Origin of the sequence: Geothrix rubra (assembly GCF_030268065.1) — a bacterium.
In the GTDB taxonomy this organism is placed as follows: Bacteria; Acidobacteriota; Holophagae; order Holophagales; family Holophagaceae; genus Geothrix; species Geothrix rubra.
In genome coordinates, this window is sequence record NZ_BSDD01000001.1 from 1 (window position 1) to 11,771 (window position 11,771).

The window sequence follows — 11,771 nt, forward strand, 5'->3', positions numbered from 1 at the left end:
TTTACGGATCCCGCCAACCTGAACTTCACCCTCAAGGCCTCCAGCCCCATGTTCAGCATCCCCGGCTTCCCCGGCATCGATGTCTCCCAGATGGGCATCCAACACTAGCTCCCCTGCTTCACCCGGACGGGCCGGGAGGCTGGTGGTTCCGTCCACCGGTCTCCCGGCCTGGTCCGTGGGGGGCCACCCAGGACGCCCTCGCGGCAGGAAGGGTCCGCCAGGCTGCGGGAAGTCGAGATAGAAACCCTTGGTGATGGCTTGGTTAGGAGCGATGCTGGCGATTCTTTTGCAAGAATTTTCCACCCGGATGACTCAAAGTGCTTACACTTTCTAGCGTCAAGCACCCCAAGCATCCATGGACAGGAAGCCGACTGTGGAAGGAACCGTCAGATCCGCTGGCTTGCCTGGTTTCTTCCAGGTCGAGAATCCCCTGTTTCGACAGGCCGGGAAGCAGGCCATGGACGGCGTGCTCGCCGCCACGGCCTGGCTGATCGCCGAGGGCCTCTGGGAGGGCTCTGAATGGCAGCTCAGGCGGATGGGCATCTGGGCCCTCATCTCCCTGGTCGTCGGCGGCCTGTTCCAGCTCACCCGGCATGTCTACCGCATGACGGATCTGCGGGATGCGATCCGCCTGGGCATGGCGACCCTCACCCTCCTGGGCCTCTCGATCCTCCTCGAGCCGCTGGCGGGGCTCTTCAAGCTGTCCCCACCGATCCCCCACATCGCCTTCGGGGCCAGCGTCCTGACGGGCGTGTTCTGGGGGACCCTCAGGATCGGCTGCCGCTGGTGGCGGGAGAACCATTTCCATCCTGTCGCGACCCTGCCCATGCGGGGCGTGCCGCGCAAGAACCGGACCCTCATCGTGGGGGCGGGCCAGGCCGGGGCGCTGGTCCTGCAGGAGCTGCTGCGCCACTCCGAGTTGGGGATCTTCGTCGTGGGCTTCATCGATGACGATGCGTCCATCCTCGGGGAGCGGGTCCACGGCATCCCCGTCCTGGGCGACACCGCCCACCTCGACGAAGTGGTCCGGAAGTACAAGGTGACCAACGCCATCCTGGCCGTGCCGAGCGCCCCGGGCCTGGTGGTCCGCCGGCTGAACGAGGCCCTCCAGGCCCTCCGCGTGCATGTCAAGACGGTCCCCGGGCTCTACAGCCTCCTGGGGAACGACGTGTGGAGACCCGTCATCCGGGACGTGTCCATCGAGGATGTCCTCCGGCGCGAGACGGTGCGCCTGGACCATTCGGCCCTGCTGGAGGCCATCGAGGGATCGGTGGTCCTGATCACCGGGGCGGGCGGCTCCATCGGCAGCGAGCTGGCGCGCCAGATCGCCAATTTCCGGCCCAAGCACATCGTGCTGCTCGGGCGGGGCGAGAACAGCCTCTGGATGATCCAGCGGGAGTTCCAGCGGCTGTTCCCCGGGCAGCCCTACTCCCTGGAGCTCATGGATATCCGCAACCGGACGGGGCTTCGCGAGGTCTTCCAGGTCTACCGGCCCGACATCGTGATGCACGCCGCGGCCCACAAGCACGTGCCCTTCCTCGAGACTCATCCCGTCGAGGCGGTCCAGAACAACATCTTCGGCACCCTGAATGTGGTCGAGGCCGCCCTGGAGAGCGGCACCCAGGCCCTCGTCAGCATCTCCACGGACAAGGCCGTGAACCCCACGAACGTGCTGGGCGCCTCCAAGCGCATCGCGGAATGCATCGTCCTGGAGGCCTCGAAAAAGGCCCAGCCCGGAACGCGCTTCGTCAGCGTCCGCTTCGGCAACGTGCTGGGGAGCCGGGGCAGCGTCGTACCCGTCTTCAAGGAGCAGATCGAGCGGGGCGGGCCGATCACCGTGACCCATCCCGAGATGACCCGCTACTTCATGACCATTCCCGAGGCCAGCCAGCTCGTCCTCCAGGCGGGCCTCCTGGGGGACACCGGGAAGGTCTACGTGCTGGACATGGGCGAAGCGGTCAAGATCGTGGACCTCGCCTCGGACATGGCCCGGCTCTCCGGGCTCGTCCCCGGGCGGGACATCGAGATCCAGTTCGCGGGGCTCCGGCCGGGGGAGAAGCTCCACGAGGAGCTCTTCCTCGACCAGGAGCGTTCCAGCACGCAGCTGCACGCCAAGGTCTTCGAGACCAACCCCCAGGGGATCAGCGCCGAGAAGCTGCTGGAGGGGCTGGAGGGGTTCCGCAAGGCCGTCGGCCTGCCTTTCAAGCAGCGGCAGCCCGAAATCGTCCGCCTCCTCCAGTGGATGGTGCCGACGTACACGCCCTCGCTGCTCGGGGTGGGCCGCTACGGGGGATTCGCCTGGAACCGCCGACAGGTGAACCTGCCCGTGCCCGCCGACCAGTCCTGCCGGCGCAAGAATCCGCCCCAGAAGGATGCAACGGCGCCCTGGCTGGTCCAGAACAAGGCGAAGATCTGAACCGCCGCAACCGCCCACGCGATGAAGGCTCCTCATGGAAATCCTCTACGTGTCCCGGCTCTGCTCCGAGCGGCGCCTGGCTGATCTGCTGCGGGAGCAGCCGGTCAAGCCTCCCCAGCAGGAGCAGAAATTCCACGGGCTCCTGGCCCGGGGCCTCGCGGGCTTCGCCGGGGGCCTGACCGCCCTGTCGGTCCTGCCCCTCCGGCCCGGGTCGGCCGGACTCCCCTCGACGGACGCTGAGGTCGAAAAGGGCATCACCTACCGGTACCTGTCGCTGCGCACGATCCCCATCCTCTCCCACGGGATCGTCTTCGCCTGGAGCTTCCTCGCCTGCCTCCGCTGGAGCCTGGCCCGGCGGAGCCTTCCCAGGTTCATCCTCTGCGACGTCCTGGACCTGTCCATCTCGGCCGGGGCCCTGCTGGCCTCGAAGGTGACCGGCGCCCCCTCGGTGGCCATCGTGACGGACGTCCCGAACTACCTCCACGACTACATCGGTGGGGAGGGCGGCCTCGCCCGCGCCTACCGGGGCCTTTCCACCTTCTTCATGGGTCGGTACGACGGCTACGTCCTGCTGACGGAGGCGATGAACGCCCTGGTCAACCCGCGGGGGCGCCCCCACCTGGTCATGGAGGGCATCGTGGATCCCGGCATGGGGGAGGTGGCCAACACCCTGGAGGGGAAGCACCCCGAACAGGTTGTCCTCTACGCCGGCGCCCTGTTCCGGAAGTACGGCGTGGGGGACCTCCTCGAGGCCTTCCAGAAGGTCTCCCGGGAGAGCGCCCGGTTGTGGCTCTACGGCGCCGGCGAGCTGGACGGGGAGATCCGGGCCTGCGAGGCCCGCGATCCCCGCGTCAAGTACTGGGGGGTCCGGCCCAACCCGGAGGTGGTCGAGGAGGAGGTCAAGGCGACCCTGCTGGTGAATCCCCGTCCCTCAGGCGAGCCCTTCACGCGGTTCTCGTTCCCCTCCAAGAACATGGAGTACATGGCCTCCGGCACGCCCGTGCTGACCACGCGGCTGCCGGGCATGCCGGACGAGTACCTCGACCATGTCTACACCTTCCCGGACGAATCGGTGGACGGCATGGCCGCCACGCTGAACCGGCTGCTCGACCGGCCACGGGAGGAGCTCCACCACCGCGGACAGGGCGCCAAGACCTTCGTGCTGACCCGGAAGAGCAACCTCATCCAGGCCGGCCGGGTCCATGCCTTCCTCCAGGTGGTGGGAGCCAGGCGAGCCTGAATCCCCGCCTCCGGCCCGGCGAGGCCAGGCCTTCAGGTGCGGGGGGCGGGTCGTGCCAGGCGGGTGAGCAGGCCTGCGGGAATCCGGCGCAGGCAGCCGACCAGGTGGGTCGCCCAGTCCCCGCCGTAGGGGATGTAGCAGCGGACCTGGTACCCGTCGGCGACGAGCTGTTCCTGGAGCTCCGGCTTCACCCCGTAGAGCATCTGGAACTCGAAGGCATCCTTCCCCAGCCCAAGGCGTTCCTGCACGGCCCGGGTCCAGGCCACGGCTTCGGCGTCGTGCGTGGCGATGGCCGGCGAGATCCCCCGCGCGAGGAGCCGCTCGATGTCCCGCCTGAAGGCGGCATCGACCTCGGCCGCGGCCTGGAACGCCACGTCCCGGGGCTCCCGGTAGCCGCCCTTCACGAGCCGGATGCGGGAGCCCCGGTCCAGCAGGCGGTCGAGATCCCCGGAGCGATGGCGGAGGTAGGACTGCAGGACGAGGCCGACGGACCCGGCGCCGTACCGGTCCCGCGCCTCCTCGAACATCTGCAGGGTCGTCTCGAGGTACCTCGACTCCTCCATGTCGATCCGGACGAACCCCCCGGTCTCCGCGGCGCAGTCGAGGATCCGGTGGAGGTGGTCCCGGCACAGCGCCAGGTCCACGTCCAGGCCGATCTTCGTGAGCTTGACGGAGACATGGGCGTCGAGCCCCTCGGCGCGGATCCGGCGGAGGGCGTCGATGGCCTGGCCCGCAGCGCGGGCCGCTTCCTCCGGGTCCTCCACGTGCATGCCATGGAAGTTCAGGGAGCCCTTGATCCCCCGGGCATTGAGGGCCCGGACTGCGGCGAGGCCGGCCGGGAGATCGTCGCCCCCGACGAACCGGCCTGCGAGGTCCCTGAGGACCGGGGTGCCCAGGATGGTCTTTCGGAACCAGGACTGCCGGGCGAGGAGCAGGGCGGTTTTCCGGATCATGTTGCCTCGGGGGATGGCGTCCCGGCGCGGCGGGCGCACCGGGGCTGGAAGGTCCTGCCGGTGGCGTCTATGGAAGCACCACCCGGGGACCCTGTCATGTCCTCCGTTGCGGAACCCGGGGCTCCGGCCTGCGGAGGGTCAATGTCCGGCCGGCTTGGAGATCAGGAACGGGCCGAGGGCCAGGTGGAGCAGCCCCGACCGGCGCATGACGTCGATGGCATCGACCGGCGAGGAGACGATGGGCTCGCCATGGATGTTGAAGGAGGTGTTCATGACGGCACCGCGCCCCGTCCGCTCCTGGAACCGTTCCAGGATGCGGTGGTAGGAGGGGTTCTGGGCTTTCGTCACGACCTGGGGCCGGATGGTGCCGTCCTCGGGGTGGCAGGCGGCCTTGACCTCCGGGGTGTTCCGGGAGTCGAAGGCGAGGATCATGTAGGGCGCCACCAGCCCCTTGGGATTCTGCAGGTAGCGATCCGCGCACTCGGACATCACCGAAGGGGCGAAGGGCATCCAGAAATCCCGGCACTTGATGGCGTTGTTCACGATCCGAACCACGTCGGGCCGGGTGGGATCGGCCAGGATGGATCGGTTCCCCAGGGCCCGGGCGCCGAACTCCTCGCGCCCATGGGTGCGGGCGACCACCTCGCCCCGGCTCAGCAGCGCCGCGATCTCGTCCTCGATGTCCGGAGGCATGGTGACCGTCCAGCCCAGTTCCCGGGCCTGGTCGGCCGCCCGGCGGTAGTCCTCGGGGGCGGGTTCCGGGCCGAGGTAGAGGGTTTCGAGGGGCTGAATCCGATCGGCCGTCCCGTGGTCCGCCATGAAGGCCCAGGCCGCGCCCAGGGCATTCGTCTCGTCGCCGCAGGAGGGGAACACGTAGAGGTCGTCCACTTCGGGAAGCTCCCCGATCGCCTTGTTGAGCTTGACGTTCATGAACACCCCGCCGGAGAGGCGGAGCTTCCGTCGCCCCGTCTTCCTCAGCCAGCCCTGGATCCAGGTGGTGATGAACTCCTCCGTGAAACTCTGGAGGCCGGCGCAGATGTGGTCGAACCGCACGAACTCCAGGCGCTTCCGCCAGAACTCGTAGGCGAAGGTGGGATTCGGAATGCCCGGCGCCCGGTGCCAGGTGCCATCCGAGAGCTCGAAGGCGCTGCTGAAGAGCTGCTTGGCCTTCTCCGCCCGGTCCCCGCTGGCGTACGGGGCGAGGCCCATGAGCTTGTACTCGTGCTCCATGGGCACCATGCCCATGAGTGCGGTGATGACTTCCCAGAGATTCCCGACGGAATGCCGTTCATGGATGGCGGCGATCCGCTCCAGGCGCCCGCCGGGCCGGGGCAGGGACACGGTGGCGCAGAGGCCGTCTCCGGCCCCGTCGACCGTGATGACCAGGGCCTCCTCGTCGATGCCGGGCCCGTAGTGCGCGGTCGCCGCATGGCAGCGATGGTGCTCGATGGTGAAGATCCGCTTCTGGTCCACCCCCTGGGCTTCGAGCAGCTGGAGGTGGCGCTCGCGCCGCCACCGGTGCACGAGGCCGCGGGCCGGAGTCATCTGGAGCAGCTGCCTGGCCTTCCCACCGAGCCCGGCGGCCGCCTTGTAGCTGCGGATCCGGCTGGCCGACTCGTTCACCCCCGGGGGGGTGTCGGCATAGGAGCCGTAGCCTCCGAAGACGAAGGCATCGACCTCCTGCCAGTGCAGACCCTCGGACTCGAGGAGGCGGCTGAGGGCCTGGCCGGGGAAGCCCCGGCGGTTCTTCTGCCGGGTGGGGCGCTCCTCCTGCAGGGCGCCGATCAGCCGCCCATCGCGGAGCAGCGCCGCCGAAGCGGTATGGCTGGAGTTGATCCCGCAGATCAGCATGTCAGGCCTCCGATTCCTGGGTTCGTGTCGGACCTGGAGGATTGAGGATCCTCGTGGTGGCCCTGGGTCGGCTCAGGTGCGCACTTGGCTGGAATGTCGATCAGAAGACCCGGATGTTATCATGAGCAAGATGGTGCAATGCCTGTTTATTCTCATTCGATTGACGTGGTGTTTTGAGTTTGACGGTGCTTAAGTAGGGGTTGAGTCGCAAGATGGGGGAGTCGCGGGACCCGGGTCCCGGCTCCCTGACCAGGGGGGTGGGGGGCCCTCGGGCCCAGGGGGATCCCGATCCTTGAGGCAGGTCCGATCGTTCAATGGGTATGACAATTAAGACCATCACGGGGAAAAAATGGATGATAATGCCCTTGAAACCATGTCTGAACCCATCCCGACAATCAGCTGATCGCCAGCCCTCCCCGGTGCCCAAGGCCCCCCCACGCGGTGCATGACATGCGTCGACCCGTACGCTTCAAGCCTTCGATCAGCCCCGCCTCGAGCCCAGGGTCTGGCGCGACCCATCCGGCGCGTGCGGAGGGCGGCGGGATGGGGGCCGGCCCCCGGTGCCGTCGGCGCGGAACAGGGAGGATCGGGCACCCATGAACGCAGATGTCTTTGCCGAATGGCTGCGCCGCCAGGGATACCGTGTCGTGCGGACCGCGAGCAGCTACTGGTACAACGCCGCGCCGGGGGTGTTCCAGGCTTTCCCCTACCACTGGGTGATCACGCCGAGTGATGCGGAGCTCAGGAGCCTGATGTGGCTGCACGGGGCCCTGGCCGTCCGGTACTCGGCCCCCATGACCTTCTCCCGGGGCGTGGTGAGCTACCACGTCGTCCTGCGCCCGCCCTACTCCCTCGACATGCTGAAGTCCCAGGCCCGCAACGGGGTCAAGACGGGCATGGGCCATTTCAAGATCGAGCAGATCCCCTTCGAGCGGCTGGCCACGGAGGGGTGGCTCCTGCAGCAGGACACGCTGGATCGGCAGGACCGCCTCCGGAGCATGACCCGCGAGGCCTGGGAACGGCTCTGCCGCGCAGCCTGCGGCCTCGAGGGCTTCGAGGCCTGGGCGGCCACCTCGGACGGGGAACTCGCCGCCGCGATCATCGCCGCCCGCCTGGGGCCTGTCTTCTCCGTGCCCTTCGCCCTGAGCCACCGTCGGTTCCTGGGAGAGCACGTGAACAACGCCCTGTTCTACTGTGCCAGCCAGGAGCTGCTGCAGCGGGAGGGCATCGAGGGACTGTTCTTCACGGTGCAGTCGCTGGATGCCCCGGCCAATGTGGACGAGTTCAAGTTCCGCATGGGGCTCCAGCCCACCCTCGTGCGCCAATGCGTGGATTTCCATCCCCTCTCCCGGCCCTTCACGGGGCCCCTGGTCCATGGGTGGACCCGCAGGCTGCTCCAGCGGGATCCTTCCAATCCGCTCATCACGAAGGCGGAGGGGATGCTCCGCTTCCACCTGGAAGGGCGGAAGCCGATGGAGGAACAGGCCTGGCCGGAGCGGCTCCAGGCGGAGCGGGCCCGTCTCGCCGCCCCGCCTGCCGTCCTCTCGAAGGAGAAGGGATTCCAGGTGTGTCCTGCGACGCCTTTCGATGTCCCCGCCCTCGTCGACCTCCACGACGCCTGCTTCTCGAAGGAGGGGAACATTTCCGTCCTGCTGGGGAGGCCCTTCCTCCAGGCCGTCTACCGCTGGTTCGTGCGCTCCCCGGAGACCTTCGTGCTGGTGGCGAGGCAGGGAGACCGGGTCATCGGATTGACGGCGGTGTGCGACCGTTCCTACAACCTCCCGATGGTGAAGGCCTGTCGACGGGAGCTGATGTCCGGTTTCCTGCGGCATCCCTGGGCGGCCCTCGACCGGCGGCTCATCCGGCGCCTGGGGTGGAGCCTCTTCCTGCGGAGGCGCGATCCCGGCCCCGGCAAGGGGGTGGCGCAGATCGCCTATACGGCGGTGGATGCCGCATTCCAGGGCCAGGGGGTCGGGCGGGCCCTGAAGGAGGCCTCCATCCGGATGTGCCGGGAACGGGGGCTGGTGGCCGTCACCACCGGCGTGGTCCGGACGAACCTCCGGGCGCGGCGGTTGAACGAGCTGGCGGGATTCGTCGAAGTGCCCTCCGGCTATTCCCGGAAGCTGGTCCACCTTCGCCTGGACCTCGGAGACCCCCAGGTGCCATCCCCCGAGCCGCCCGCTCCGGTGGAGGCGCTGGCTCCGATCGGAGGGGAACCGGCCTCCCGGGCTGCCCGGAATGAACCTGATCCGGCCGCCCCCGCCGCCCGAAGGAGGCGCGCATGACCCCCGATGCCAAGGGCCGGCGCCCCGGGGACCCCAGCAGTCCCTATCACATCGTGATCATCACGCCGTACTTCTGGCCGATCCTCTGCGCCTCGACCCACCTCATGAAGGCGCTGGCGGAGGGCCTCGTCGAGGAGGGCCATCGGGTGACGGTCCTCACCAACGGGTTCGGCGCGCCGGGTTCCGCCACGCCGGACGAGCCCCCCATGAAGGGGCACATCCACCGGGCCTGGAACCCGTTTCTCCAGCGCCTGGGGGTGCTTGCCAAGTGCTGCGAGTACACCTGGTTCTCGATCTTCTTCCTCCTGCGCGGCCTGGGCGTCCGGAAGATCGACATCATCTTCGTGGCCTCCAACCCCCCGCTCGCGGGCCTGCCTGCCGCCCTGCTGGCCTGGCTGAAGGGGGCGAAGATGGTCTACAACCTCCAGGACATCTTCCCGGACTCGGCCGTGGTGGCCGGGATCCTCCCGGCGGGCGGCCGGGCCTACCGGTGGCTCCGGAAGGCCGAGGAGGCCACCTACCGGGTTTCCGACCTGGTGGTGTCGATCAGTCCCTCCTTCTCCGACTACGTCGAAGCGCTCGTCCCGGGCACGCCGGTGGCCACGATCCCGAACTGGGTGGACACGGACCACATCCGGCCGATGGAGGAAGCGGAGGAGCCTGCCATCGCACCCTTCCGGGGAGGGGGGGGCTTCGTCGTCCAGTACGCCGGGAACATCGGGTTCATGCAGAACCTGGAGACGCTGCTGCTGGCGGCGGAGGAGCTGAAGGGGTTCCCCGACATCCGCTTCGTCTTCATCGGCAACGGGAACGCGAAGGAGGCGATGGAGGAGCTGGCGCGCCAGCGCGGGCTGGCCAACTGCGTCTTCCTGCCGCTCCAGCCCCTGGAGAAGGTGCCCGCGGTCTACAACGCCTGCGATGTGGGCGTCATTCCCCTGAAACCCGGCGCCGCGCGCATCGCCGTTCCCAGCAAGACCTGGAACTACCTGGCCGTGGGCCGTCCCGTCATCGGCTGCGTGGAGGTGGACAGTCCCCTGGCGGACGCGATCCGGGAGAGCCGGTCCGGATCGGTCGTTCCGGCCAGCGATCCCGCCCACCTGGCGCAGGTCATCCTCGACTACCGCAACGCCCCGGAGAGGGCCCGCCTGGAAGGTCGCCAGGGACGGGCCTACGCGGAGGCCAACCTGTCCCGCCGGGTCGCCATCCAGCGGTACATCCGGATGTTCGACCACCTCCTGGAGGCCTCGAGATGAGGAAGGTGTTTCTCTCCTACAACCCCCCGACCATCGGCGACGACGAGCGTGCGGAGGTCCTGGACACCCTCAACTCCCCCTGGGTGACCACGGGGCCGAAGACGAAGGCCTTCGAAGCGGCCCTGCAGGACTACCTCCATGCGCCCGCCGTGGTGGCCCTGAACTCCTGCACCGCAGGGCTTCACGTGGGCCTCGTGGCCCTGGGGGTGGGCCCCGGGGACGAGGTCATCGTCCCGTCCATGACCTTCTGCGCCACCGCCAACGTGGTCGAGCATGTCGGCGCCCGGCCGGTCCTGGTGGACGTGTGTCCCGACACGCTGACCCTCTCCCCCGATGCCGTGCAGGCGGCCATCACGCCCCGCACCAAGGCCCTCCTGCCCGTCCACTACGCGGGCCACCCGGTGCAGATGGACGAACTGGACGTCCTGGCGGAGCGGCATGGCCTCGCGATCCTGGAGGATGCGGCCCATGCGATCTCGAGCCGCTACAAGGGGCGCCTCGTCGGATCCAGGCCCAACCTCGCGGCCTTCAGCTTCTACGCCACCAAGAACCTCACCACCGTCGAAGGGGGCTGCCTCACGGGCGAACCCGCGCTGGTCGAGAAGTCCCGCATCATCGGGCACCATGGCATGAACCGCGACGCCTGGAAGCGTTTCGACCGGTCCGGATCCTGGTACTACGAGGTGGTCCTCCCGGGGTTCAAGTACAACATGACCGACATGCAGGCCTCCATCGGCCTCCAGCAGCTGAAGCGGCTCGGGGCCTTCCAGCGGCGCCGGCGGGAGGTGGTGGCCCGCTACGAGGCGGGCCTGGGCGACCTGGCCGCCCTGGAGCTTCCGGTGGAGCGCCCCTGGGCCGAGTCGAGCTGGCACCTGTACGTGATCCGGCTCCGGGCCGGTGCGCTGCGGATCGACCGCAACACCTTCATCGAGGAGCTGAAGGCCCGGAACATCGGCACCTCCGTCCACTACCTGCCCGTGCACATGCACCCCTTCTACCGGGACAAGTACGGCTACCGCCCGGAGGACCTGCCCGTCTCGGCGGATGCCTACCAGCGGATGCTCAGCCTCCCCCTGCACGCGGGACTGACGGACGGCGATGTCGACGACGTGATCCAGGCCGTCCGGGAGCTCGTCCTCGCCAACCCGGCCTGACGATGGCCAAGCGCACCTTCGATCTGTTCTGGTCGGCCCTGGGGCTGGTGGTCCTCTCGCCGGTGCTGCTCCTGGTGGCCCTCCTGGTGAAGCTGGAGGACGGCGGCCCGGTCTTCTTCCGGCAGGTCCGTGTGGGGCGGGGGGGACGTCCCTTCCGCATCTGGAAGTTCCGGACCATGGTCGTGGATGCCGAGCGCCGGGGAGGGGCCATCACCGTAGGCCAGGACATCCGGATCACCCGGATCGGCCGGTACCTTCGGAGCACCAAGCTGGACGAGTTCCCCCAGCTCCTCAATGTCCTGTCGGGGGAGATGAGCCTCGTCGGGCCCCGTCCGGAGGTGCCGCGGTACGTGGACCACTACACGGAGGCCCAGCGCGGGATCCTCGGACTCCGGCCGGGCATCACGGACCTGGCCTCCATCAAGTACCGGAACGAGAGCGAGCTGCTCGGGCAGGCCGAGGATCCCGAGGCCACCTACATCCAGGAGGTGCTGCCGGACAAGATCCGCATCAACCTCGCCTACGCCTCCAGGGCGGGTGTCTGGTCGGACTTCCTGGTCATTCTTGCCACCCTCGGGCTCTTCCCGCCCGCGCGGATCCGCACCGGGCAGGCCTGAAG

8 protein-coding genes are annotated in these 11,771 nt (G+C 68.5%); 6 read left to right on the forward strand and 2 right to left on the reverse strand.

Going from position 1 to position 11,771, the window contains the following annotated elements; genetic code table 11:
• The first annotated feature begins 457 nt into the window (after positions 1-457).
• A complete protein-coding gene (locus QSJ33_RS00005; RefSeq protein ID WP_285721915.1) occupies positions 458-2,416 on the forward strand; it encodes a polysaccharide biosynthesis protein in 1,959 nt (652 codons plus the stop codon).
• Between the two features lie 34 nt (positions 2,417-2,450).
• Positions 2,451-3,656, forward strand: coding sequence for a glycosyltransferase (locus tag QSJ33_RS00010; protein WP_285721917.1), 1,206 nt, complete (start codon positions 2,451-2,453; stop codon positions 3,654-3,656).
• A 32-nt stretch (positions 3,657-3,688) separates the two neighbouring features.
• Here QSJ33_RS00010 and QSJ33_RS00015 read toward each other — a convergent pair whose 3' ends face one another.
• Both QSJ33_RS00015 and QSJ33_RS00020 read right to left on the reverse strand, forming a co-directional pair.
• Positions 3,689-4,609, reverse strand: coding sequence for a proline dehydrogenase family protein (locus QSJ33_RS00015; RefSeq protein WP_285721918.1), 921 nt, complete (start codon positions 4,607-4,609; stop codon positions 3,689-3,691).
• Between the two features lie 138 nt (positions 4,610-4,747).
• Entirely contained in the window at positions 4,748-6,460 is a 1,713-nt protein-coding gene (locus QSJ33_RS00020; RefSeq protein WP_285721919.1) for a carbamoyltransferase C-terminal domain-containing protein, read from the reverse strand.
• Between the two features lie 596 nt (positions 6,461-7,056).
• On the opposite strand from QSJ33_RS00020, the gene QSJ33_RS00025 reads away from it, so the two are divergent.
• The 4 genes from QSJ33_RS00025 to QSJ33_RS00040 are packed head-to-tail and all read left to right on the forward strand — an operon-like array spanning position 7,057 to position 11,769.
• On the forward strand, positions 7,057-8,745 hold the full coding sequence (locus QSJ33_RS00025; protein ID WP_285721921.1) for a GNAT family N-acetyltransferase: 1,689 nt from the start codon (positions 7,057-7,059) through the stop codon (positions 8,743-8,745).
• Positions 8,742-9,998 carry a glycosyltransferase family 4 protein gene (locus QSJ33_RS00030; protein WP_285721923.1) on the forward strand — a complete coding sequence of 419 codons (1,257 nt, stop codon included), beginning with the start codon at positions 8,742-8,744 and terminating at the stop codon, positions 9,996-9,998. The genes QSJ33_RS00025 and QSJ33_RS00030 overlap by 4 nt, the downstream gene beginning before the upstream one ends.
• Positions 9,995-11,152, forward strand: coding sequence for a DegT/DnrJ/EryC1/StrS family aminotransferase (locus tag QSJ33_RS00035; protein WP_285721925.1), 1,158 nt, complete (start codon positions 9,995-9,997; stop codon positions 11,150-11,152). The genes QSJ33_RS00030 and QSJ33_RS00035 overlap by 4 nt, the downstream gene beginning before the upstream one ends.
• A gap of 2 nt (positions 11,153-11,154) precedes the next feature.
• Positions 11,155-11,769: a sugar transferase gene (locus QSJ33_RS00040; RefSeq protein ID WP_285721927.1), complete on the forward strand. Its 615-nt coding sequence runs from the start codon at positions 11,155-11,157 to the stop codon at positions 11,767-11,769.
• Positions 11,770-11,771: the final 2 nt, after the last annotated feature.

Excerpts from the sequence above, each read along its gene's own strand:
- QSJ33_RS00005 (WP_285721915.1), top strand. The coding sequence starts at position 458 with ATGGACGGCGTGCTCGCCGCCACGGCCTGGCTGATCGCCGAGGGCCTC.
- QSJ33_RS00010 (WP_285721917.1), top strand. The coding sequence starts at position 2,451 with ATGGAAATCCTCTACGTGTCCCGGCTCTGCTCCGAGCGGCGCCTGGCT.
- QSJ33_RS00040 (WP_285721927.1), top strand. The coding sequence starts at position 11,155 with ATGGCCAAGCGCACCTTCGATCTGTTCTGGTCGGCCCTGGGGCTGGTG.
- QSJ33_RS00020 (WP_285721919.1), bottom strand. The coding sequence starts at position 6,460 with ATGCTGATCTGCGGGATCAACTCCAGCCATACCGCTTCGGCGGCGCTG.
- QSJ33_RS00035 (WP_285721925.1), top strand. The coding sequence starts at position 9,995 with ATGAGGAAGGTGTTTCTCTCCTACAACCCCCCGACCATCGGCGACGAC.
- QSJ33_RS00030 (WP_285721923.1), top strand. The coding sequence starts at position 8,742 with ATGACCCCCGATGCCAAGGGCCGGCGCCCCGGGGACCCCAGCAGTCCC.
- QSJ33_RS00015 (WP_285721918.1), bottom strand. The coding sequence starts at position 4,609 with ATGATCCGGAAAACCGCCCTGCTCCTCGCCCGGCAGTCCTGGTTCCGA.
- QSJ33_RS00025 (WP_285721921.1), top strand. The coding sequence starts at position 7,057 with ATGAACGCAGATGTCTTTGCCGAATGGCTGCGCCGCCAGGGATACCGT.